We start from the raw sequence: 25632 nt of genomic DNA on the forward strand, positions 1-25632 counted from the left end.
TTTTCAAACGGTTATTTACCCGTTTTCAATTTTGTCCATGTGCGAGTAATCACACGTTCAAGTTTAGGTTCTTTCACCGTTAAAGTGAATAATTTTTCCATCACTTCTGGTTTTGGATAAACCGCTGGATCATTTTTCACTTCTGGCTTAACAAACTGATCATTTGCAACTTTATTAGCGCTAGCGAAATTAACATCATTAGTAACTTGAGCTGCAATTTCAGGTTTCATAACAAAGTTCAAAAACTCATGAGCCTCATCAGGATTTGCAGAATCTTTTGGAATAGCAAAAGTATCAAAGAACACTAATGCGCCCTCTTTCGGAATTTGATATCCAACATGCACACCATTTTTAGCTTCGTTCGCTCTATCACGGGATTGTAAAATATCACCTGACCAACCTAAAATCACACAAATATCACCATTAGCTAAATCAGTAATATATTGAGATGAATGGAAATAACGGATATTTGGTCTTACTTTTTCCAACAATTCGTAAGCTGCACCAGTATAATCTTTTGCATCAGTACTATTTGGATCTTTACCTAAATATTGAAGAGCACTTGCTAAGATTTCAGTTGGAGCATCTAAGAATGCCACACCACAATCTTTAAGTTTTTCCATATTTTCGGGTTTGAAAACTAAATCCCAACTGTCAACAGGAGCATCCTCTCCAAGACGTTCTTTAACTTTATCAATGTTATAACCAATACCAGTAGTCATCCATACATAAGGGATTGCATACTTATTATCTGGATCATGGTTAGCCATTAATTTCATTAAATTAGGATCAAGATTTTTCCAATTAGGCAATTTACTTTTATCTAACGGTAGATAAATATCAGCTTTAATCTGTCTAGCTAAAAAACTATCTGAAGGTGAAACTACATCAAAACCAGAATGACCGGCCATTAATTTACCTTCAAGAGCTTCATTGGAATCATACACATCATAAACCAGTTTAATACCAGTTGATTTTTCAAAATCAGTGATTGTGCTATTACCAATTTGACCGGCCCAGTTGTAAAAATGCACCACACGGTCTTTAGCTACAGCAGATTGAGATAATGCTAGTGATACACCAGCGATGATTGAAAGAATTGTTTTACGTTGAGTAAACATGCTCACCACTTCTCCTCTAGTTAGGGATATTACATGTTAGACACAAGCCCATTGTTTAATACAACGGACCCCCAAATTTTACCATTATTACTCATTAAATAATATGGTGAAACCGAGGTAATCAGGCAATCACAAGTTATTAATATAATTAATGAACATGTCGAGCTAACCTTGCATTACGAGGGATAAAATACCTTTTTTTTTTCAGATGTCTACTTAAAAAATCAAATATTCTAAGATTAAGGGCTAAGTGACTACATTTTAATCAATCAACCCTTTTTTAGCTAGCTATTAACAATTAATTTACTTTTTTTATTCGGCACTAGCTTGCAAAATTTTTGCTTCTGGTTGCCATACACGATATTTAACCGTCAAATCGTTTGGAACGTAGAATACTAATGGTAAACGGCTGTTATAATTCAATAAACCTAACTTATGGTTGATAGAAACAAATTTATTCTCGTTAGCGCCTTCAGGGCAAGCCATCATTGTAGAAATGCTACCTTTAGTTTCTTCAACGACATAGTAAGAATACCCCCAACCTTTAAGCTCTTCTTCTTTAACAATTCCACCTAAACTTTGAGTATTGCAATCAACATTCATCTCTTTACCAATTAAAATCTCTACTTTAGCATTAACTTCATCTTTTAAGTTAGGTAGATGAATAACATAACGAGTAGAGCCTACTTTTGCATCCGGATAGGGAGCAATTTCATTTAGTTTTTGCACCTCTTGCGGCGCTTTTTGCGTATTTGCGCAAGCAGATAATGCCACACCCATCAAAGCTAATAACATTAATTTTTTCATGTTTATTTCTCCAATAAAATTGTCTAACTTAATACGTCAACGTATGCTTTTTAGAACATAATGCGTATAATAACATTATCTAGATTAATGAATATGAGATAAAAATGCCAGCAGAAAAAAAAACTGATGATTTATTAAAATTAATTCTGAATTTACTCTTAATAGGCTTACTTATTGTTCTAACTTATCGAGTGATCGAAGTATTTTTATTTGGCTTTTTTTGGGCAGTAATGGTGGTTATTGCAACTTGGCCATTAATGATCAAAATCCAACAAAAACTCTTTAATAAACGTTGGCTATCTTTATTAGTCATGGCAATAATTCTGGCATTTGTCTGCGTTATTCCTTTTATTTTAATCATTAGTAGTGTTGCTCAAAATGGTCATTATCTGGTCGAATGGGTTAAAACCTTATCACATCGAGAATTACCTACCTTCGACTGGTTGGTCAATATTCCTATGTTTGGCGAAGAAGTTCACCAAAAATGGCTTGAGCTTATAAAAACAGATGGTTCACAATTAATATCCGATATTCAACCTTATATAGGCATCATGATTGGTTGGCTTTTAGAGCAAGTAACCAATATTGGAGTTTTTATTTTCCATGCCGGTGTCATGATTATTTTTAGTCTATTACTGTTTCTTAAAGGCGAAAGTATCACTAAATACGTTTATGTTTTGGCTAATCGTCTATCTAAACAATACGGCACAACTACTGTTACTTTAGCAGGCCAATCAATACGAGCGGTGGCATTAGGTGTAGTTGTCACTGCTATTACATTAGCATTAATTGGCGGAATGAGTTTTATCTTTACCAAAATGCCATTTCCAGGCATTTTAACGTTAATATTATTTATCTGCTGCGTCGCTCAAATTGGACCTGTTATTGTGATGTTAGGTTGTATCATTTGGCAATTTTGGGATGGGCATATTATATCAGGCATAGTTTTAATTGTTGTGGCTATCATTTTGACCACTCTAGATAGTGTAATGCGAGCATATTTGATAAAGAAAGGCGCCGATCTCCCCTTCCTACTTATCTTATTTGGGGTAATTGGCGGAATTCTAGCCTTCGGAATTATGGGTTTATTCATCGGCCCTGTAGTCTTAGCCTTAAGCTATAAAATTATTCAACAATGGGTTAATGAACAAGCTTAAAAACATAATTAGGTATAGAAAAGAGTCAATAAACCGATCTATTAAATTATAGATTACCCCCTGAATAATAGGAGTATTATGTTCTGACGCAAATTGTGGTATTCTACACTTTGTGTCAGTTTTAATGATATTTAGAACATGCGAATACCCTTTATAAAATATAATCATCAAAAACATTTAAATGAATTAGCCAAGCTTGAACAAAAAGCCGAACAATATCAAATTGTTTACGATCCTAAATCTTATAGAGTTGCGTTGCTTGAACAGATTAAAAAAGCTCAACATCGTATCTATATTGTTGCACTTTATTTAGAACAAGATGAAGCTGGCCGTGAAATTCTTGATGCGCTTTATCAAGCAAAAATTCAACAACCAAACTTAGATATTAAAATTTTTGTTGATTGGCATCGTGCTCAACGAGGTCGAATTGGTGAAGATAAAACTAAAACGAATGCGCGTTACTATTATGATTTGAAACAACAACATCCATCTATTGATATTCCGGTTTATGGTGTGCCGGTTAATCGTCGAGAAGTTCTAGGTGTATTACATTTAAAAGGATTCATAATTGACGACACTGTAACCTATAGTGGTGCTAGCATAAATAATGTTTATTTATATAAACTTGATAAATACCGTTATGACCGATATCACTTTATCACTAATAAAGTTTTAGCTGATACAATGGTGAATTATGTTAATGATAATTTTCTGCCACTTGATGGCGTTCAACGGTTAGATGTCAGTGAACATAAAACACGTAAACAAATTAAGTCAGAAATTAAACAGCTGCGCCAACATCTTATGGATGCTAATTATCAATACACGGGAAATAGTGATAGCGATACTTTATCCGTAGCACCAATTGTAGGTCTTGGCCGAAATAATCAGCTGAATAAAATTATTCACCATCTAATAAACACGACTGAACAAAAAGTCACTTTTTGTACGCCTTATTTTAATTTACCTAATATATTAGTGCGTGACATCATCCGTTTATTAAGAAAAGGTAAGCAAGTTGAAATCATTATTGGTGATAAAGTAGCTAATGATTTTTATATTCCAGAAGATAAACCATTCAACATCTCCGGTGGTTTACCTTATTTATACGAAATTAACCTAAGAAATTTTGTTGAACGCTTACAAAATTATATAGATAAACAACAGTTAACTATTAGATTATGGAAAGATGAAGATCAAACTTATCATTTAAAAGGTATTTGGGTTGATGATGAGTGGATGATGATTACAGGTAATAACCTTAATCCAAGAGCTTGGCGTTTAGATTTGGAAAATGCCATACTTGTTCATGATCCTAAACATGAATTACAGCAACAGATGAATCAAGAACTCATAACTATTCGTGAAAAGACAACAATCGTCACCCATTTCCAACAAATTCAAGCTAGCCAATTCTATCCCAAACAGGTACATAAATTAATTAAACGTTTAAGCCGGATTAGAGTGGATAGAATTATTAAGCGATTATTATAATCAAATTCGATTTAGATTAATCAAGGCTATTTGTAATGTGAATACAAATAGCTTATTAGCTAAATTAGATTAGATTAGATTTTGTTGTAAACTTAGTATAGTTCTAGCGTTTGAAGCACTTGTCGCAATGATATCAATTACGCCCGAACGTAGTGCACCTAAAATTGCTGTTGCTTTAGTATTTTCCGATGCAATAGCAATAACACATGGAATATTACGTAATTCTTCAATACTTAAGCCAATCACTCGATCATTCATGGTTGTATCAACAGGATTGCCATTGATATCAAAAAATCCATATCCGGCAATATCACCAATAACACCTTGATTTAATGTTGCATAGGTCACTTCTTGTGGAGTAAACCACCCTAATTGCACCATATAACAGTTTTCATTCATATCGCCAATACCAACTAAAGCAATATCGGCTTTAGCCGCTCTTTCTAATGTATCTTTAATAACCCGATTTTGGGTAAATGCCCTTTTGAGTTCACTGTTTTCTACATAAGCTGGTGCATACAAAGTTTCACTAGTTGCACTAAATTTTCTGGCTAAACTTCGACTAATGTGGTCAGCATCAATAATTTCACCAACACGCTGAGTACCTCCTATGCCACAAATAAATTTACACTGTTTTTCAGGAAACACACCAACATGGCTGGCAATAGCAGCAACATTACGCCCTTGTCCTACAGCCACTGTCATACCATTTTTTAAAGTACTAGATAGATAATTCGATACCAGTGCAGCAACTTGTCTACGTTGCTCTTCTTCGTCTTGATGATCTAAAGCGATTAAAGCTCGTTTGATACCAAAATGGTTAACAAATTGTTGTTCAATGCGAGAACTAAATATCGGATGATATTTAACACTTATTTCAACGATTCCTTCTGCTCTAGCTTTTTTTAGCAAACGACCAACTTTAATGCGTGAAAGACCAAATCGCTGAGCAATTTCTTCTTGAGTTTGTTCATACTCATAGTATGCGACTGCAATTTCAGTAAGTAATTCCGACTCTTGTTTATCTTCAAATATAACCATTAAATTTGCCTTTCAACACTTTAGCAACTTCTTGCATTCATAACAGATAATATATTACAAAATCCTTTAGCTTGCTATGTATTACGACCAATAAATAATTCAATGAGATAGGATATTTAATTAAGCTTGATAAGTTTGTTATCTATTAATGATTATTGATAGGAAATCTTGATGAATTGAAAGCCTAAAAACCCCTTTCCTCAAAATTTTTATAATGAAAAAATTAGCTGACTTGATGAAATTTCAACTAAGAACTGATATTACTTTTCTGGTATTTTTTTCTTCCGTGATTTTTGTTTAGTTAATTGTTTTTTCAAGCGCATTCTTGCCCTTGACTCAGCAAATAACCGATCTCTTTCAGCTTTCTTCTGCAGCTTCTGTTGCTGTTGTTCTTTCTCCCATTGCTTAACCTTCCATGTTGACCATATTTTAAACACTTGCCATAAAACAAAAACTAAAACTACCGCAAATATTGCTGCATACGGGTCAAAGACAAATTTAGATCTAGATAGATTAACTAATACAATATTATTAGCATATACAGGGGAGTACATTAAAAACAATATAACAATAAATATAATTTTACAGCCAAATTTGGACATGAATTAATTTAAAATCCCTTTTTGAAATAATCCGAAATCATAACGAATAAACTAAAATATTTATGTATAGTATATAATTAATAAAAAATGGCTGTATTAACAGCCACTCAATATTTATAATAACAGTTTTATTGATGAATATTAATTAGAAATTAATTTCAGTACCAACAAAATAGCGACGACCTTCTAAGGTTTTACCGAAATCATCGTTTGAAACATCCTTATCAAATAAGTTATAAACACCGCCATAAATTTTAGCATTTTTATTTATTTGGAAAGATGTACCCACATCCCAGAAGGTATAACCTGGGTATTCAATTTTCTTACCGTTTCGGTTTGTAGTACTTTCTACACCATAATAAGCAACTTTAGTCCAAAGATCCAATTGTTGAGTTAGGTTCCAATCAAGTTGGGTATTGAATTTTTGCTTAGGTGTACGATTTAAAGGTTTACCTTTATTTTGACCAGTTTTTTGTTCTGTTTTAGTCCAAGAATAGTTAGAACTTAGCAAGAAATCAGTAAACAATGGTGTTTTAAATGATAGTTCTAAACCTTTAAGATCTGCTTTATCTACGTTCTGCCATTTCTGAACGAAATCAAATTTTTTATTGGAACCTTCTACTCTACATCGTTGTTTTTTTGATTCATCATTACAAAGATAATAACTTTGTGTTTTATCTTTATATTTGGTATAAAATGCTGTTGCAGAAGCATCAATACCATAATCATTAGTATATCCAAAACCGACTTCAAAATTATCAGATTTTTCTGGTTTTAAATTAGGTTCACCAAGAATTACCCCTTTTTTACCCTTCTTGCCTGCACCACCTGTTGATTGCCCCCAATCATGTACAACTTGACGTAGTTGAGGTGTTGCAAAACCTGTTGAATAACCACCCTTTAAGGTAAAGTTATCATCAATATTCCAAACACTATAGACTCTTGGATTCCAGTTGCTACCATAGTTTTCATCTTTGTTATAACGCAAACCAGCTGTTATGCTCCAGTTATCGATAATACTTATTTCATCTTCCGCAAATAATGCATAGCTCCATCGATCAATTTTAGAAATACTGTTTTCTATCTCATTACTTTTATCATGTAACTCTTGATAATTATATTTGCCACCTACAGTTAACATATTAATGCTAAAAGGAATCGTAACACGAGAATCTACATCGGTATTACGAATTTTCATTTTTCTAGCTAAATTATTATTTTCTTCATGAGAAATATAAGAAGTTGTTGTTACATTACCAAATAATCCATTATGTGTAAGCCCAAATGAATTACGATGATTATCACGATTAATATCACCTCTACCTTTTTCTAAAGTTTTTTTATCAGTAGAGCCTGAATTTTGTAATGCGTGACCAAAATCAAAATCAAATTTTTGTGTTTCAAAAGCATTAAGTGATAGCTTTCCATTTATACTTCTTAGTTTTTGTTGTGCATGACCGCCTAAATATTTATCTTCATGACGGTTTGAATATTGACCATATAATTGAATACCTAGAATATCATCAATAATCGGGCCCATCGTTGAAAAACTTCCTACATAGGTATTTTTCTCATCTGAACGATAAGGCATAATTGATTCAACACGTAACCCACTATGCCAAGTATTTGAGACCTTTTTAGTAATAATATTGACTACACCACCCATAGCATCTGAACCATATAGAGAAGACATAGGGCCACGAACAACTTCAATACGTTCAATGGCAGTTAATGGAGGTAGCCAGCCTTGTTCAAAACCAGAATTATCACTATTTGGTCTAGTTTCACGCGTACTAACTTTTTTACCATCAATTAATAATAAAGTATATTTGGCATCCATACCACGAATACTAATATCAGTCTTATCTCCACCTCCAGATATAGTAACACCTGGAATATCTTTCAGAGCATCGGTGACATCACGATAAGGCTTTTTGCTAATTTCTTCCGGAGTGATCACTGAAATTGTTGCAGGAGCCTCTTTAATTTGTTGTGAAAATCCTGATGCTGTCACTACCATAGTATCAGTATTTTTATCATCAGCCGCCATCGCTAAACCTGATAATGATAATAAAATACTTGTATTTAAGACATGTGTAGCCAACTTAAACTTCGTATTCATTGTTATAACCCTATTAATTATATTGATATTTTGCAAAGAAATCTGCCGATAACAATATACTATATGAGAATAATTATCAATATCCTTACGAAAAATTATTTATTACTAGACAATTAACATACCTTAAACAATAATAGTTATCATTTGCATCATACATATAGGAACTAATTATGAATACTAAGAAAAAACTATTATTAAGTAGCTTAGCAGCGTTAATGTTAGGTTTGACTGGTTGTCAATCGTCAATTACAGTAAATCCTGATAATAAACAATCAGTTGTTGTACCTAAATCACCAAATAAAGTTGTAGTGATGAATTATGGAGCCTTAGATACATTAGATGCTTTAGGTAAAGGATCAATTGTAACAGCAACACCTCTTTCTGTTCTTCCGACTTATCTTCAACAATATAAAAATGCAAACGTTATTGATACAGGTAATATGAAAGAACCAAATATTGATGCAATCAAACAAGCTAAACCGCAATTAATTATCATTGACGGCCGACAAGCAAGCCATACGGAAGAATTCACTAAAATTGCTCCAGTCATTAATTTAAGCGTTGATGCCAAAAACTATCTTGAATCAACCAAAAATCATATCAATGTATTAGCAAATATCACTGGTACTGAAGAAACAGCTAACAATCTGATTCAATCATTAGATGCCAAATTAAGTAAAGCTCAATCTGTTGCTCAAACTAGTGATAAAAAAGCAATTGTAGCTATTCATAATGACGGTAAAATGATCCTTATTAATGCAAGCTCTAGCGCAGCATTAATCCATGATGTGTTACATGTAAAACGGGCAGTGCCATTAGCGCCACAACCAACCAATGGTATTGGAAAACCAAAACCAACCTTTATTGATAATAGTTTCATCAGTAAAGTCAAACCAGATGTTATTTATGTTGTAGACCGTAGTAAAGCAATTGGTCAGTCTGCGATGAAAGATGACTTCTTCAATGCAAAATTATTAGCGAAAAGCAAAACTGAAGTGGTTTATTTAACACCAGATCTTTGGTATTTATCAGGTGGTGGAGCTGAAAGTTTAGATCGTCAAATTGATGAAGTAATTAATGCATTAAAGTAATTTGATTTTTTATGATAAATTAACTTCCTTTCACAAAAGCCCTTATCATTATAAGGGTTTTTTAATTAACAGCTTTGCCTTGCCCTTCCTCAGAATATTTCACATACTCCCTATCAAATGATTGATAAATGTTTTTTATTGTTTATTATTACACGCCAATTTAATATAAGGTGAGTAAACATTAATGAAAAAACTATTGTTAGTTGCAGTATTATTTCCTTTCATGGTTCACGCGCGTGCAGATGCTCCAATAGGTTTAACATGGGGGGCACCAATATCGGACATTGTTTCAAAATATAAAGCAAAAGAAATAATTGAACAAAATGATTTGATCATATATGAACTACCTAACCCTCCTATAACGTTACCTAATTTTACTTCATATAAGTTATTAGCTCATAAGCAATTAGGTTTGATAAAAGTAGTATTAAGTGAGGAAATTACAAGGGATCCGTATGGAGTTGAAGGTAAAAATGCATATTTTAAATATAAAGAAGCATTAACAAAAAAATATGGCAAAGCGGAATCTCTTGAAGAAATCGGTCTAAAAGTATATAGAGAAAGTGACGAATTTTATCAATGTTTAGGATATCAAGGTTGTGGCGTCTATTTTTCTAACTTCAAACAATCTGGTATTAGTCTACTACTAGAAGGAAATCGCCACGCAGAAGGTAAACTAAAAATTATATATGAATCCGATCTTTTCTTCGAATACTATGGGGATGAAGACCAGCAAAATGAAATAAAAATTTATGAAGGGCTTTAATAAAACAGTTTTAATAACTCTTAATTTGATATGGTTAGAGAGGATATTTTTAATTGATATTAATTAGAATTAAAAACTAAGTTAATAAGTTACATCATATTCATCTAACATATTGAAAATAAAAATAATTAAACAATAAGTCAAATCTTGTTAGATAAAGTAGCTCAATAATATAGAGCTTATAAAAATAATGTAATAATTGAATATTGAAAGGAAAGAATAGATGCAAAGGATATTAATATTAGTAAACCGACAAATACGGTTTATCGATATTATCGGTTACACATAATCAACCAATAAGATTAAATTACAGACATTGAAGCATCCTTTATTACGGATACACTTCAACTTATTTACGATAGATGGCGTGTTATAATACATGCCATAAGAAATTATATTAATTCAGATAATAACTCGCTAAAAATTTTTTATTTGGTTCAAATTAAATATGTTAAAATGCCCGCCTGTTGTCATAATCTAAATTGGCAAACTTTTAAATTCTCGATAAATACCTCAATAAATTTTAAATTATTATAAATATTATGAATACATCATCCCCTACTATTGGATTTGTGAGCCTTGGTTGTCCTAAAAATTTAGTTGACTCTGAGCGAATTTTAACTGAATTACGTACACAGGGTTATCAAGTTGTACCTAGCTACGATAATGCAGATTTAGTAATTGTTAACACCTGTGGTTTTATTGATAGTGCGGTACAAGAATCATTAGAAGCCATTGGCGAAGCGCTAAATGAAAATGGAAAAGTTATTGTGACTGGTTGTCTTGGCGCAAAAGAAGATCAAATCCGTGATGTGCATCCTAAAGTACTTGAAATATCAGGACCACACAGTTATGAAGCTGTTCTTGAACATGTTCATAAATATGCGCCAAAACCTTCCTATAATCCATTTATTAGTTTAGTGCCCGAACAAGGCGTAAAACTAACACCAAAACATTATGCTTATTTGAAAATATCAGAAGGCTGCAACCATAGTTGTTCATTCTGTATCATCCCTTCATTACGTGGTGAAATGATCAGTCGACCGATTGGTAATGTGCTTGATGAAGCAAAACGTTTGGTTGATGGAGGAGTAAAAGAGCTATTAGTTATAGCTCAAGATACATCAGCTTATGGTATTGATATAAAAAACCGAACCAATTTTTGGAATGGTATGCCGTTAAAAACCGATATTCATACCCTTTGTGAACAATTATCTAGTCTTGGTATTTGGGTACGTCTACATTATATGTATCCTTACCCTAGTGTGGATAATTTAATTCCATTAATGGCTGATGGCAAAATCTTACCTTATTTAGATGTACCATTACAACACGCTAGCCCTACAGTATTAAAATCAATGAAGCGACCAGGTACAATTGAAAGAACACTTGAAAGAATTCATAAGTGGCGAGATATTTGTCCAGAAATCACCCTACGTTCAACTTTTATCGTCGGTTATCCAGGTGAAACCGAACAAGATTTTGAATTACTGCTTGATTTTCTTTCTCAAGCACAGTTAGATCGTGTCGGTTGTTTCCCATATAGCCCAGTTGAAGGTGCTGCAGCTAATCAATTAGCCGACCAAATACCTGAACATATAAAACAAGAACGCTTCGATCGTTTTATGCAATTACAACAGACAATTTCGACCCGTAAGCTACAAAACAAAATTGGTAAAACATTGTCTGTCCTTATCGATGAAGTGGATGATGAAGGTGCAATTGGACGGAGTATGGCTGATGCACCAGAAATAGATGGCGTTGTCTATCTAAATGAAGAAAAAGCTGTTAAAGTTGGTGATATTGTTCAAGTCAATATTGAACATTCAGATGAATACGATTTATGGGGAACTGTACAACAGTAAATACAATCAATGAAATTACATTATCGAAGTGAAATTAATAATTTAATCACCTTAGCTATTCCTGTTATGATTGCCCAAATATCACAAACAGCAATAACGTTTGTTGATACAATTATGGCTGGCAATTACAGTAAAACAGCCTTATCAGGTGTTGCTATTGCGGTATCCATTTGGTTACCTACAGTTTTATTTGGTCAAGGGCTATTGACTGTATTAACCCCCATTATATCAAACTTAAATGGTGCAGCTAAACGTGAGCAAGTTGCCGATCATACACGGCAAGGTGTGGTGATCGCATTAATTTTATCGGTGATCATAATGTTAATTCTCTATCATTCAGATAGAATAATTAGTTTTAGAAGCTCTGCTGATAACCCGATTGATCCAGAAATGGTCGAAGTTGCCGTCTCTTTTTTACGTGCAATTATGTGGGGGGTACCTGCATTTCTACTATTTTTAGTTTACCGCAATCAATGTGAAGGTTTATCTAACACAAAACCTGCCATGGTGATTATATTCATTGCTTTATTAGCTAATATTCCAATTAACTATATTTTGATTTATGGCAAATTAGGCTTACCTGCGTTTGGTGGTGTTGGTTGTGGCATTACTGCAGCAATAATTTTCTGGTTAATGTTCATTTTAATCCGTTTATATACTTTAACTACTGCTAGCCAACAAGATATTCGTAAAACACCATTAACAAAACTTGTTGATTTTTCCATCATCAAAAAAATAGTGGTTTTAGGAATGCCTCTAGCCCTTGCTTACTTTTTTGAAATGAGCTTGTTTGCTGTCGTTGCTTTACTTATTGCCCCTCTCGGACAAATAACTGTGGCTGCACATCAAATTATTTTTACCATCAGTAGCTTAACATTTGCAATTCCATTATCTCTTGGTGTGGCAACCAGTATTCGCGTCGGTTATCTGTTAGGAAAAGGAAAACCAAGTTTAGCTAAACAAACAGCTTTCATCAGTTTGCTCATATCGTTAGTCATTGCTGTTATTGTAGCACTAATTTTAGTGGTATTTAGAACACCTATTATTACAATATTTACTAAGGAGGCTGCGGTTATAGCTATTTGTCTACAACTCATCATCCTATTAGCTATTTACCAAGCTTCAGATTATTTACAAGTAGTGGCAAGTAATGTATTACGTGGTTACAAAGATACAAAAAGCATCTTTTTTATTACTTTATTGTCTTATTGGGTTGTTGGATTACCAGTTGGTTATATTCTAGGCTTAACAGATCTGGTCATGCAGCCAATTGGTGCTGCCGGATTTTGGATAGGGATTATATTAGGACTTGCTGTTGCTGCATTTCTGTTAATTGCGAGAATGGTTTATCTACAAAAACAACCAACAGAAATAATATTAAAACGAGCTTCGCGATAATTTAATTAATATACCAAAGTAAATAAATAATTCAAATTATAGCCTTTTAATTTGATTAGATTAAAAAAGCCACCAATAAGGTGGCTTTTTACTATTAAAATAATTTTATTATTTTAATAAACTATTTGCTTGTTCTAGAACGTTTTCAACTGTAAAGCCGAATTTAGCAAATAATTGTTCTGCTGGACCTGACTCACCAAAGCTTGTCATACCGATAATCTTACCATTTAGACCAACATATTTATACCAATAGTCACTGATGCCAGCCTCAATAGCAACTCGTGCAGAGACTGAAGATGGTAATACTGATTCTTTATAAGCTTGATCTTGTTTATCAAATGCATCGGTTGATGGCATTGAAACAACACGTACTTTTTTACCTGCTTCAGTAAGTTTATGATAAGCCTCAACTGCTAGTTCGACTTCAGAACCAGTGGCAATTAAAATAAGTTCAGGAGTGCCATCACAATCATTTAAAATGTAGCCACCACGATAAACATTGGCTAATTGTTGTTCGGTACGTTCTTGTTGTTTAAGATTTTGTCTAGAGAAAATTAACGCAGTTGGACCGTCTTTACGTTCAACAGCATATTGCCAAGCAATGGCTGATTCAACTTGGTCACAAGGACGCCAAGTACTAACATTTGGAGTAACTCGTAAGCTTGCCATCTGTTCAACAGGTTGGTGAGTTGGACCATCTTCACCTAAACCTATTGAGTCATGCGTGTAGACAAATAAAGAGCGAATTTTCATTAAAGCAGCCATACGGACTGCGTTACGCGCATACTCCATAAACATCAAGAAAGTTGCACCATAAGGAATAAAGCCACCATGTAAAGCAATACCATTCATGATTGCAGACATACCAAATTCACGTACACCATAATGAATGTAGTTACCATCTGGATTAGCTAAAATCTCTTTAGAGCCTGACCACATAGTTAAATTACTTGGTGCTAAGTCAGCTGAACCACCTAAAAATTCAGTTAACACAGGCGCAAAAGCTTCAATGGCATTTTGCGAAGCTTTACGGGTAGCAATTGTTGCTGGATTTGCTTGTAGCTTATTAACAAAATCTTTAGCAACTTGTTGCCAATTATTTGGTAAATCACCATCCATACGACGTTTGAATTCTTTTGCTAATTCTGGATAAGCTTTTGCATATGCATCAAAGCGAGCATTCCACTCATCTTCACGTTGTTTACCAGTAGCTTTTGCATCCCATGCATCATAATAATCTTTTGGAATTTCAAATGCAGGATATGACCAACCTAAAGCTTTACGAGTTGCTTCTATTTCAGCATCACCAAGTGGTGCGCCATGGCAATCATGACTTCCAGCTTTGTTTGGAGAACCAAAACCAATAACAGTCTTACACATTAATAATGATGGTTTATCAGTTACAGCTTGTGCTTGCTCAATAGCTTCAGCTAATGCCTTAGCATCATGGCCATCAATACCACGAATAACGTGCCAGCCATATGCTTCAAATCGTTTAGCGGTATCGTCGGTAAACCAACCTTCAATTTCACCATCAATTGAAATACCATTATCATCATAAAACGCAATTAATTTGCCTAACTTAAGTGTACCTGCTAATGAACATACTTCATGAGAAATCCCTTCCATCATACAACCATCACCCATAAATACATAAGTATGATGATCAACTATGGTATGTGCAGGTTTGTTAAATTGAGCTGCTAATGTTCTTTCAGCAATAGCCATACCGACAGCATTAGCAATACCTTGACCTAATGGACCTGTTGTTGTTTCAATGCCCGGAAGATGTCCAAATTCAGGATGACCTGCGGTTTTAGCATTTAATTGACGAAAGTTTTTTATGTCATCGAGCGTTACGTTATAACCAGTCAAATGTAATAAGCTATAAATTAACATTGATGCATGACCATTTGATAATACAAATCTATCCCGATCAGCCCAATTAGGATTGGTAGGATTGTGTTTTAAAAATCCTCGCCAAAGGACTTCAGCCATGTCTGCCATCCCCATCGGCGCACCTGGATGGCCTGATTTCGCTTTTTGCACGCCATCCATGCTTAATGCTCTTATCGCATTGGCTAGTTCGCGGTGGGATAGTGTGGTTACATTCATGTTCATATTCTCCAAAATATATTTTAAATATTCATTGATTGTCTACAAATAGTAGACAAATAAAACGCTTTCGTAACAAAACAAAAAGGAGAATATATTCCCCTATTCTATTAATTAAAGTAGTGCTCCGATCATATCTTCTAGTTTACCCTGATCGACAGCAAATGCACGGATGCCTTCAGCTAATTTTTCAACGGCCATAGCATCACTATTATGCTGCCATCTAAACTCAGCTTCAGTCATTAATGCTGGACGCTCAACTAAGGTTTGATTTGGATCTAATTTACGCACTACTGGGGCACTTGATTTTTGCATCTCAGACAATAAATTAGGGGAAATAGTTAAACGATCACAACCCGCCAATGCTAAAATTTGATCAACTTGTCTAAAACTAGCCCCCATGACAATAGTCTTATAACCATGTTGTTTATAATAGTTATAGATATTACGTACTGAAACTACACCAGGATCTTGGTCAGCAATATAAGGATCAATAGGTTTCTTAGCTTGATACCAATCATAAATACGACCAACAAATGGTGAAATTAAAAAGGCATTAATCTCGGCACAAGCACGCGCTTGAGCGAAAGAAAACAATAAAGTTAAATTACAGTTAATCCCTTCTTTTTCTAAAACTTCAGCAGCTTTAATACCTTCCCATGTAGAAGCGATTTTAATCAGAATTTTTGATTTATCAATGCCTTTTTGTTTATAAAGTTCAACAATTCGACGAGCTTTTTCAATACAAGCTTGGGTATCAAATGATAACCTTGCATCAACTTCAGTCGAGATTCGCCCCGGAATAGATTTTAGAATTTCAGCGCCAATGTTTACCGCTACTTGGTCACAGGCATTAACCAATTGCTCAGCTTTACTACCACCTAGTTTTTTAGCTGTTTCAATAGCAGAATCAATTAAATAACGATATTGAGGAAGTTGAGCAGCTTTTAAAACAAGCGATGGATTAGTTGTTGCATCTTCAGGAGAAAACTGTTTAATCGAATCGATATCACCAGTATCAGCAACAACTACAGTTAATTTTTTGAATTCATCTAATTGACTCATATATCTAATTCCTCTACTACATGTTTTTTAAACATAGTTATAATAACATTTATTAAGTGATAAAACGACAAGGTTTCGTCGTTTCGGTTAAGGTCTTTTTGGCTAAAAATGAACAAGAACGATAAAACGACAATTTGATCTGAATAAGCTATCGATAAAAACGAAAAATATTTTTATTCCATAAACATTAATTAACTTTTTAGCACATCAAAATCAACAAGTAATTAATGTAACAAGTTGACTCTTAATATTTATCTAATTATCTAATTCAATAGTTAGTAAATTTTTTAATTAAATTCAAACCAAGGATATCTTTTTATTACTTTTATCGGTTTTATATTTTTCTTTTTTTTCACCAAAATGAACATAAGTTCATATTAATATCATTTGTAATTTTGAGATACAAATAAATTTAATTATGTGACATAAGTCGCAAAAAAATAGCAAATTAAAGATAATTTAATTTTTAATGGCGGATAAAAAAGTGGATTCAACGCTAAAAAAAGCAAAAAATTAAAATAATTTGGCTGGAATTTATCAAAGGTTAGATACTAATACTTTTGATACAATCAAATTAATTTTAGCCATCAATTGATTGTATAAGATATTCTACTCAATCCATACATAGCTTGCATAAGCGTCTAAATTACAACTTATACCCGTTGAACACTGTTTACCTGCACAAGTTAATAAATCACGTTTAATTAATTTTATTAACCCTTTTTTAACCCAAAAATTTAGCATAGGTTCAACAGCGCTGGTAGACAAACGAAAGTGACGAGCCACATCTTGTAGATTAGCTCGTCCTTGTAACTGAATATAATCACGAATTGCAGTAATTAACATATTATTCAATATTTAACATTAACCACTAATTTTATTCACAACAAGCTGATTGGTTTTTGTGAGATCGTGGTTTTGGTAAGTAATATTGATTAAAGCAAGGTAAACGACCGATTTTACGCATAATGATAAAAATGAAAGTAATAAATCCTCCAATAGCTATCAACCAATAAGGCGCGCATGAAGATTGGCCTAATAAACTAAATTGGTAATAAATCGTTGCAGACAACCAACCTATAACAAAGGTCCAAATAGCAACAAATATCATCCATTTTAGCCCTGTTTCACGATAGATTGTGCCTAATGCTGCTGCACAAGGTGTATAAAGCAACACGAAAATAAGATAGGCAATAGCTGAAGATGATGTAACAAATGAATTACTTATTTTCGATACCGTAGTTGAGTCGACAGACAATTCATTTCGTAGATTATTTTCATCTTGATTAATACTTGATAGACCTAGCGGATCAGCGATTGCGTTAGTTAAATCAATAAAACGATCTGGAATGGTTTCTAACGCTGACTTGATGCCATTATAAAAACAAAATTGCGCTGGTTGTTCCGTTTGATGATCCATTGAATAGAGTGAATTTAAAGTTGCCACAACGGACTCTTTAGCAAAAATCCCGGTAAAAATACCTACTGTTGCAGGCCAATTTTGCTTGTCAATTCCCATAGGTGTAAATACAGGAGTAACTTTTTGTCCCATAACTGATAACACAGAGTGATTTGAATTTTCATTCCCAAATGAACCATCAGTTCCTAAGGAATTAAAGAAGCTAAGCACGGTTACCATAACGACAATAGCTTTTCCTGCTCGTAAAACAAAGCTTTTCAAACGTTGAAAAGTTATTCTCAACATACTCCGTAATGTCGGAAGACGATAAACGGGCATTTCCATAATAAATGGCGTTAATTCACCTTGTAACAGAGTACTTTTTAATATAAATCCCGTTAGCATAGCTACTAAAATACCCAGCAAATACAGCATAAAGACAATAATCGATGCATGATTAGGAAAAAATATTACAGCAAACAAAGCATAAATGGGTAATCGAGCACTGCAAGACATAAACGGAATTAAACAAATTGATAAAATACGATCACGAGGGCTATCAAGTGTCCTCGTTGCCATAATTGCGGGTACTCCACAACCAAACCCCATTAACATGGGTACAAACGCTTTACCGGGTAAACCAATGCATCGCATAAAACGATCAACAATCATTGCTGCTCGCGCTAAATAACCTGAATCTTCCAAAAAAGATAGCACAAAAAACATCGCCGCAATAACCGGTATAAAAGTCGATACCGTGGTGATGCCATTACCAACCCCATCAGCTAAAATAACCGTTAACCAAGTTGGTGTATCTAGCATATTTAAGAGATAAGTAAAGCCATTAACAAAAATGGTACTAAAAACCCCTTCAAAAAAATCGACAAAAACTGAACCAAAATTAATCGCAATAAAAAACATGCTATACATTGCGAGTAAAAAGAATGGAATACTAGTAAAACGCCCTAAAGCTAATTTATCCAATTTTTCAGTAAGATTAATATTGGCTTCTCTAGGCTTATCAATCACCATCTTGCAAAGCGTATCAATCGTATCATAACGTGCACTTGCAAGTGCTACGTCAATCTGATTATCGAAATTGATAGACAATAAACAACGACAAGCAGCTAACTTTTCGTTTTCTAAAAAATCCAAAGATTCATTTGCCCCATTAAGCAAGGCTTCAATTAACTGCCAACGATTAAATTGTTGTATCCGACTGGTTGCAGGCAATTCACCTAAATATCGGTTAAATACAGCTTGTGCATCACTACTTAACGTATCAATGGTTGGCATTGCAATCTTTAAATTCGATGTGCTAGCTTCAATTTGCTGATAAAATTTTGATAATCCAGTTTTTCGCGTAGACGAAATCGCAATAACCGGACAACCTAAAGCTTTGGTTAATTTATCGATATTTAATCTTTCTCCCATAGCTTTAAGTGCATCAACCATATTAAGCACAATTATCATAGGTACTTGCATATCAATTAACTGAAATGTTAAATATAAACTGCGTTGTAAATTTGTTGCATCAATAACATTAATTATCAAGCTATTGTTATCAGCTAATAGAAACTGCCGAGTAATAAATTCATCTTGAGCAATACCGATTGGTTCTGGCTCAACAGAGTAAGTGCCCGGTAAATCAACAATATCATAATGGTTATTTTGATAAGCAAACGAACCAGATTTGTGCTCAACGGTTACCCCTGGCCAATTACCTACACGCTGTTTTGAACCAGTTAATAAATTAAATAATGTCGTTTTGCCACAATTGGGATTACCGACTAATGCAATTTTCATACGACCATCTCAACTTCAATTGCAGCCGCTTCACGACGGCGTAAACACAATAGAAAACCACGCAAATTAATTTCAATTGGATCACCTAATGGCGCGATTTGCATCACAGTCAACTTACATCCGGGCGTCATTCCCATAGCTAAAAGTTTTTGACGAAAAGCTAAAGAGTCAGGTAATAGACGTTTAATAACAGCTTCACGTCCTTGAGAGAGGTGATCAAGCGTAAATGCAGACATTATACTTCCTATCAAATAAGGTTGTATTTTAAAAATGACAGTATTTTAAAAGATAATCATTCGCATTTTTAGCATTTAACTGCGAGTAAATTGCAAAAAACATCTAAAATAAGTGAAAATTATTGTATTGATAGAAAAAACGAATGCAACATTGATGAAATCAAAAAAATAAGTGATAAAAATAAGCCAAAAACCCCTCTCCTCAACTTTTTAATTGTGAAAAAATGCTTTTGTTAAAATACCTTCAAAATGGTTTTTAAATTTTTATACAAATGTTTAACCGCCATGATTGGATGATGGAGCATCATTCTTGGCCCTGCATAACGCATTACTTCTTTAATTTTCTGTTTATAATCTTTGCGATAACAATGTTTTGGACATTTTTCGCAGGTGGTTTTCTTTTCACCAAATCGGCACATTGTTAAGCGTTGCATGGCGTATTGTAAGAGATCACTACATTCAGCACATAGTTGTTTTTTAGGAGTATGGTGTTTTTGGTGACAATATAGGTGTATCATCACTTCTACGGTAACTTTTTCTTGAGTTATTTTCGGACCAGTATTGTTTGCAACCATAATCAAATATATGCTAGTTAAAAAGATGATAGAATACAGAATTAGTTATTATGATCACAAGGATTTTGGTTAATGGCAAGAATTATCAATAAAGATACTATTGTTTGTATGTCACTTTCAGCAAGACCAAGTAATTTTGGTACTCGTTTTCACAATTTTTTATATGAAAAATTAGATTTAAATTATCTATATAAAGCTTTTACAACCAATAATTTAAAAGATGCTATTAATGGAATTAAAGCATTATCAATTCGTGGTTGTGCTATCTCAATGCCTTATAAACAAGCGTGCATTGAATTTATTGATGAATTAGATGTTTCGGTACAATCAATTCAAGCGGTTAATACTATTGTTAATACCGATCACTATTTGAAGGCCTACAACACTGATTATATTGCTGTGGAAAAACTAATTAAGGCTAATCATATCTGTAATAACACACCATTTGTTTTAAAAGGTAGTGGTGGTATGGCCAATGCTGTAATTGGAGCGTTTTACGATGCCGGTTTTAAACATGGCATTGTCTGTGCCAGAAATCAGCAAAAAGGGGAAGCTTTAGCTGAGCGTTATAATTACCAATGGCAAAAAGATGAATCTACTATTACACCGGAACAAGCAAAATTGATTATCAATGTGACGCCAATTGGTATGCAAGGCGGTAGCGAAGCGAACCAACTGGCATTTAGTGAAACAATAATTAATCATGCTGATATTGTGTTCGATGTTGTCGCCTTACCTGTTGAAACACCACTTATAAAGTATGCTAAAAACTTAAATAAAACTATTATTTCTGGAGCTGATGTCGCCGTATTACAAGCTGTTGAACAATTCATTTTATATACTGGCGTCACCCCTAGCGAAGAATTGATCCAGCAAGCAGGTGAATTCGCCAGACAAGCTTAATCACAATATACAATTGTCCTGAAATGGATTTTAATTGACTGGAACGTCTAAGTTAATAACGATGCAAAAAATTAACAGCTAGGTTTGGTTAACATGTTAAACAAGGACGTTTAACAAAATTGTCGTTTATATTGAAAATAACCTTCAGACAGTTAGAACTAAACGATAAAAGGCTGCCATAAGCCGACCGTTTTATATTAGCTATTTTTGACAAATATTTTGGCAAAAGTTGCCTATAAGAGAAAAAAGTTTTAGAAAATATACCAGAATGATAACAGTGATTGATAAAGTGGCCTTGTGTAAACACGCTCTGCTCAAAAGAAATAAACTTAATAAAATGAGCATAAAAAATTTAGATTTTCCTTAAATAAGAGAAAAAGAAAAATAAAAACTTAATATCCTTTATAATAAGTAAAGAAAAGCCGTTTAAGAGGTCAAGAAATCGCTTAAATAGAACAATTTGAGCGTTCAATGATTTTAGTGATAATTCAAAAAAAGTATTTAAAATCTTTAATAAGATCTTTACCTGCTAGATTGATGTCAACCAAGTTAGGCATTGCACTACGCCCTCTTTTCTGTTTATTGGCTGCAGCTATTGCTAGATTGGCAAACAATATCGTTTTCGCTAACGGCCAACCATAGCTGATACCATAAGTAAAAGCCCCTTGAAAAATATCATTTTCAGTAATGTTATCAGCAGTTTGTTTATTAAAGCCAGAGATTATCACAACTTGTTGATGATCCAGATATACACAATCTTTATTATACATACGAATAATAATTTTACCGTTAGTTAAATTGCGTAATTTTTTCAATGCATTTTTGATCTGCTCGCTATTATAGAAAGCTTTTAATTTGACAAAAGCACTAGCAAATTGTTCTGTTACAATTAAATAATCAGCTTGTTGAGCTAAGTACAGACTATTAGCTGATAGATTATCGACACTCATAATCACTTTGACTTTGGGTAAATGCTCAATTAGGTACTCACTCAATTCTGCCTCATAGCCATCAGCTAACATAACTATCTCGTGTTTATTTTCACTGACTGTCCGAATAAAGTGAACTAATTTATCTTTTTCTGTTATTGTCAATTTAGGCGGTTGTATCAAACGATGCGATATAATACTGTAGGTATTACTTTGCTCATCAATGGTGATGGCTTCTAATGGCGTGATCATTTTCTCCGAAAAAATAAATTGCCGAGTATTAACGCCAACATTAGCTAGTTCTGTCTCAATTTGATTGCCATGATGATCATTGTTGAGATGACCAATATGATAAATATCTTCTCCCCATAGCGCTAATAGATATGCCGTATTAGCAACGGACCCACCACCACAATGGACAAAATTATCCGAGGTAATTGAACCGTTTTGTTCCAAACTAGATGAAGTGAAACACAATAAATCTAAACAAGCAAAACCAACGGTAAATATTGTCATCATTTATCCTTAATAAATTATATAATTTAAAAAAAACAAATATTGAAAATAAGTTAACTTAGCGATTTTGAACGTAATTGTGCTATTGGTTACTACGAATTGAGAGAGAAAAAGAAAGCAATAAGGGAAGTAAACTTACTGCTTTAATATCATACAACAATGCCTCAAAGATCTTTTGGATATGTAAATCTAAATTTTGACATCTTACTCATCTAACAAATCTAATCAAAGATCGATTATATAATATGCTATTTAACCCCGTTTGATAAGTATTAATTAAAATTTTTTTTATAAAAACTATTGCAATCATCAGTAATAACTATTAACGGTTAGCTTTTACTGATGATTAATAATAATTATTACTACATAATTTGATGTAATTTGTGATATACCTCTAAAAGCTTTTTATGCATGGTAAATTGATTCAGTAAACTATCGCTATCTGCATCAGAGTGATCTAAATCCGTTAGCCCAAAAAATTGTTTTTTTGCTGTTGCATACAACCACATTTCACTTACACATGAATTGCCATACATTTTACTAAAAGCAGATTGATAATTATCAAATTGGTTTGCACCTCGCTCTATAATAAAATTAACTAAAGTTTGCAAACAACGATAGGCATGATTGCGTTCAGAACTAAAGATAGACTCATTCATTTCAATCGTCCAATCTATCCATAATTTAGCTTGCGGTAAATCCTGTGCAGCTAACGCCAGCATAGCTTTTAATTCACCAATTCTCAATGTTAACCATGCATTATCTCTACCTGTTGCAATACCTAGTAATTCGCGAACTCGAGCAAAATCATCTAAACCTTCATCATCAAAAAGTTCAATAATGTCGAGTAATTGCTTGTTAGTACGTTTTTGATAAGGAAGCGATAAAATCAACTCACGAAGATGGATCGCCATGTTATTATTAGCAATTAACAGATCCTCTGGCGGATAAATTTCTGACATACCAACAGCTAAAATTCGACAAGCATAAACCCCAAGATGCTGGTAATCCATTATTAATACTTCAATTTGGTGACGATCAAATATCGCCATTAAGTTAGTAAATTCCTGCTCGGTTGTACCAGAAAAATCCCAATCTACAAACTCATAATCCGATTTTTGATTAAAAAGATCCCATGAAATTAAGCCACTAGAATCAATAAAATGCGTTTCTAAATTACTTAGATCAGCTACGTCGTCATTGTCAAAACTTGGCGGTGAAAAAACATCAAGATCTTTAAGACTTCGACCTTGTAGTAATTCAGTCACTGTTCGTTCAAGTGCTACACCAAAATTAGGATGAGCACCGAATGAGGCATAGCATGTACCGTTTTGAGGGTTAAATAGCACAACACAAATCACCGGAAATTCGCCAGCTAAAGAAGCATCAAAACAGTATATCGGAAAACCTTCCTTTTCAAGTGTTTCAATAGCCGCTAATACAGTAGGATAACGATTAATTACTGTTTCGGGTATAAGTGGTAAGCTAATAGCTTCTGCAATAATTTTATTTTTGGTATAACGTTCAAATATTTCAGATAAAGCTTGAACTCGTGCCTCATTTGGTGTATTTCCCGCTGACATGCCATTTGATGCATATAAGTTAGCAATTAAATTCACTGGTACATAAATGGTTTTGCCATCAGATTGTTGAACAAATGGCAATGCACAAATCCCTCTCTCACCATTGCTAGACTGTAAATCAACGAGATCCGTTGCTGTTAATTCCTGGTCAGGATCATAAAAATCATGTAACTTTTGTGACAATAAACCTTTAGGTAAACTATTATCATCAGGAATTGCAAACCATTTTTCCGACGGATAGTGTACAAATTCACTATTAGCGACTGTATCTCCTAAATAAAAATCAGAAAAAAAGTAGTTAGTTGAAAGTCTCTCAAAATATTCCCCTAAAGCAGAAGCTAACGCAGCTTTTTTACTCGCTCCTTTACCATTAGCAAAGCATAGTGGACATTTTGTATTTTGAATATGTACCGACCAAACGTTAGGTACTGGATTAAGCCAAGAGGCCTCTTTAACAGCCAAATCATATTTATCTAATTGTTGCTGAAAATAGTTAATGGAATCTTCAAGTGCTGCATCTTTACCGGGAATGAATGTTTTCATATTAAAATTTAAAAAACCTTTTTAAAAATAACGTTGCTTTATTGATTTATTTGATATTAAATGTATCGGTTTTTTGACCAAAGTCAAAGCAATAAAATAAATAAAACTTAATTAAGGAAATAAAATGAAAAAAATAGTAGATACCAGTGGACTTTCTTTTAAAGACTTTTTCTTTTTTGATAAAATGTTCACTCCTAAAATTATTACTGTAATTTATTGGATTAGCTTAGTTTTTATTGTATTTTCAGGCCTAGTTCTCATCTTCTCAAGTTTTCTACTAATGCGTTATAGTTTTGGTTCTGCACTACTAGGCATACTAAGTGGTTTTGTAACCATCATTGGTGGTTCTATATTCACCCGTATCGGATATGAATTAATTTGTGTTTTATTCAGTATTAACCGAAATATCGAAAAACTAGCTTTAGATAAATCAACTGAAGATAATCAATAAGTATTATATTAAGAAAACCTGTGGGGAATTTACCCCACAATAAAATT

General features: G+C 33.4%; 21 protein-coding genes. 8 read left to right on the forward strand and 13 right to left on the reverse strand.

Annotated elements, in window-relative coordinates:
• Window positions 1-11: 11 nt before the first annotated feature.
• Together H3T54_RS01185 and eco are read right to left on the reverse strand one after the other, a co-directional pair.
• Window positions 12-1121: an extracellular solute-binding protein gene (locus H3T54_RS01185; RefSeq protein ID WP_198201144.1), complete on the reverse strand. Its 1110-nt coding sequence runs from the start codon at window positions 1119-1121 to the stop codon at window positions 12-14.
• 312 nt (window positions 1122-1433) lie between these two features.
• Window positions 1434-1928 (reverse strand): serine protease inhibitor ecotin, encoded by a 495-nt coding sequence (gene eco / locus H3T54_RS01190; protein WP_232350096.1) that lies wholly within the window; start codon window positions 1926-1928, stop codon window positions 1434-1436.
• A 104-nt stretch (window positions 1929-2032) separates the two neighbouring features.
• Between eco and ydiK the strand changes: the two genes are divergently transcribed.
• Together ydiK and pssA are read left to right on the forward strand one after the other, a co-directional pair.
• A complete protein-coding gene (gene ydiK, locus H3T54_RS01195; protein ID WP_198220457.1) occupies window positions 2033-3085 on the forward strand; it encodes an AI-2E family transporter YdiK in 1053 nt (350 codons plus the stop codon).
• Between the two features lie 138 nt (window positions 3086-3223).
• On the forward strand, window positions 3224-4579 hold the full coding sequence (gene pssA, locus H3T54_RS01200) for a CDP-diacylglycerol--serine O-phosphatidyltransferase (protein ID WP_198220458.1): 1356 nt from the start codon (window positions 3224-3226) through the stop codon (window positions 4577-4579).
• A 69-nt stretch (window positions 4580-4648) separates the two neighbouring features.
• Here pssA and H3T54_RS01205 read toward each other — a convergent pair whose 3' ends face one another.
• The 3 genes from H3T54_RS01205 to H3T54_RS01215 all read right to left on the reverse strand — a co-directional run bounded on the left by H3T54_RS01205 (window position 4649) and on the right by H3T54_RS01215 (window position 8344).
• Window positions 4649-5620, reverse strand: coding sequence for a sugar-binding transcriptional regulator (locus tag H3T54_RS01205; RefSeq protein ID WP_198220459.1), 972 nt, complete (start codon window positions 5618-5620; stop codon window positions 4649-4651).
• Window positions 5621-5880: 260 nt separating this feature from the next.
• On the reverse strand, window positions 5881-6174 hold the full coding sequence (locus H3T54_RS01210; RefSeq protein ID WP_131798859.1) for a hypothetical protein: 294 nt from the start codon (window positions 6172-6174) through the stop codon (window positions 5881-5883).
• Window positions 6175-6367: 193 nt separating this feature from the next.
• Window positions 6368-8344, reverse strand: a complete 1977-nt coding sequence (locus H3T54_RS01215) for a TonB-dependent receptor domain-containing protein (protein WP_198220460.1) — start codon at window positions 8342-8344, stop codon at window positions 6368-6370.
• A gap of 170 nt (window positions 8345-8514) precedes the next feature.
• Here H3T54_RS01215 and H3T54_RS01220 point away from each other — a divergent pair, with 170 nt between their 5' ends.
• The 4 genes from H3T54_RS01220 to H3T54_RS01235 all read left to right on the forward strand — a co-directional run bounded on the left by H3T54_RS01220 (window position 8515) and on the right by H3T54_RS01235 (window position 13464).
• Window positions 8515-9435: an ABC transporter substrate-binding protein gene (locus H3T54_RS01220; RefSeq protein WP_198220467.1), complete on the forward strand. Its 921-nt coding sequence runs from the start codon at window positions 8515-8517 to the stop codon at window positions 9433-9435.
• A gap of 184 nt (window positions 9436-9619) precedes the next feature.
• Entirely contained in the window at window positions 9620-10201 is a 582-nt protein-coding gene (locus H3T54_RS01225; protein WP_198200233.1) for a hypothetical protein, read from the forward strand.
• A 542-nt stretch (window positions 10202-10743) separates the two neighbouring features.
• Window positions 10744-12066, forward strand: coding sequence for a 30S ribosomal protein S12 methylthiotransferase RimO (rimO, locus tag H3T54_RS01230; RefSeq protein WP_198220468.1), 1323 nt, complete (start codon window positions 10744-10746; stop codon window positions 12064-12066).
• Window positions 12067-12075: 9 nt separating this feature from the next.
• Window positions 12076-13464, forward strand: coding sequence for an MATE family efflux transporter (locus H3T54_RS01235; RefSeq protein WP_198220470.1), 1389 nt, complete (start codon window positions 12076-12078; stop codon window positions 13462-13464).
• 108 nt (window positions 13465-13572) lie between these two features.
• Here H3T54_RS01235 and tkt read toward each other — a convergent pair whose 3' ends face one another.
• The 6 genes from tkt to H3T54_RS01265 all read right to left on the reverse strand — a co-directional run bounded on the left by tkt (window position 13573) and on the right by H3T54_RS01265 (window position 20660).
• Window positions 13573-15579 (reverse strand): transketolase, encoded by a 2007-nt coding sequence (gene tkt, locus H3T54_RS01240; protein WP_198221121.1) that lies wholly within the window; start codon window positions 15577-15579, stop codon window positions 13573-13575.
• A 114-nt stretch (window positions 15580-15693) separates the two neighbouring features.
• A complete protein-coding gene (tal, locus tag H3T54_RS01245) occupies window positions 15694-16644 on the reverse strand; it encodes a transaldolase (RefSeq protein ID WP_065613207.1) in 951 nt (316 codons plus the stop codon).
• A 609-nt stretch (window positions 16645-17253) separates the two neighbouring features.
• Window positions 17254-17490, reverse strand: a complete 237-nt coding sequence (locus H3T54_RS01250) for a FeoC-like transcriptional regulator (RefSeq protein WP_198220472.1) — start codon at window positions 17488-17490, stop codon at window positions 17254-17256.
• Between the two features lie 31 nt (window positions 17491-17521).
• On the reverse strand, window positions 17522-19849 hold the full coding sequence (gene feoB, locus H3T54_RS01255; RefSeq protein ID WP_198220474.1) for a Fe(2+) transporter permease subunit FeoB: 2328 nt from the start codon (window positions 19847-19849) through the stop codon (window positions 17522-17524).
• Window positions 19846-20085 carry a FeoA family protein gene (locus tag H3T54_RS01260; RefSeq protein ID WP_198220476.1) on the reverse strand — a complete coding sequence of 80 codons (240 nt, stop codon included), beginning with the start codon at window positions 20083-20085 and terminating at the stop codon, window positions 19846-19848. The genes feoB and H3T54_RS01260 overlap by 4 nt, the downstream gene beginning before the upstream one ends.
• Window positions 20086-20318: 233 nt before the next feature.
• Entirely contained in the window at window positions 20319-20660 is a 342-nt protein-coding gene (locus H3T54_RS01265; protein WP_086363911.1) for a nitrous oxide-stimulated promoter family protein, read from the reverse strand.
• Between the two features lie 72 nt (window positions 20661-20732).
• Here H3T54_RS01265 and H3T54_RS01270 point away from each other — a divergent pair, with 72 nt between their 5' ends.
• A complete protein-coding gene (locus tag H3T54_RS01270) occupies window positions 20733-21563 on the forward strand; it encodes a shikimate 5-dehydrogenase (protein ID WP_198220478.1) in 831 nt (276 codons plus the stop codon).
• A gap of 488 nt (window positions 21564-22051) precedes the next feature.
• On the opposite strand, the gene H3T54_RS01275 is transcribed toward H3T54_RS01270, so the two are convergent.
• Together H3T54_RS01275 and ycaO are read right to left on the reverse strand one after the other, a co-directional pair.
• A complete protein-coding gene (locus H3T54_RS01275; protein WP_198220481.1) occupies window positions 22052-23008 on the reverse strand; it encodes a carbohydrate kinase family protein in 957 nt (318 codons plus the stop codon).
• Window positions 23009-23370: 362 nt separating this feature from the next.
• The gene (ycaO, locus tag H3T54_RS01280; RefSeq protein ID WP_198220483.1) at window positions 23371-25134 is read right to left on the reverse strand and encodes a 30S ribosomal protein S12 methylthiotransferase accessory factor YcaO; all 1764 of its coding nucleotides are present in this window, start codon (window positions 25132-25134) and stop codon (window positions 23371-23373) included.
• A gap of 124 nt (window positions 25135-25258) precedes the next feature.
• Between ycaO and H3T54_RS01285 the strand changes: the two genes are divergently transcribed.
• Window positions 25259-25585 (forward strand): DUF4282 domain-containing protein, encoded by a 327-nt coding sequence (locus tag H3T54_RS01285; protein WP_110447612.1) that lies wholly within the window; start codon window positions 25259-25261, stop codon window positions 25583-25585.
• Window positions 25586-25632: the final 47 nt, after the last annotated feature.

This window comes from Gilliamella sp. B14384G10 (assembly GCF_016101685.1).
GTDB lineage: Bacteria > Pseudomonadota > Gammaproteobacteria > Enterobacterales > Orbaceae > Gilliamella > Gilliamella apis_A.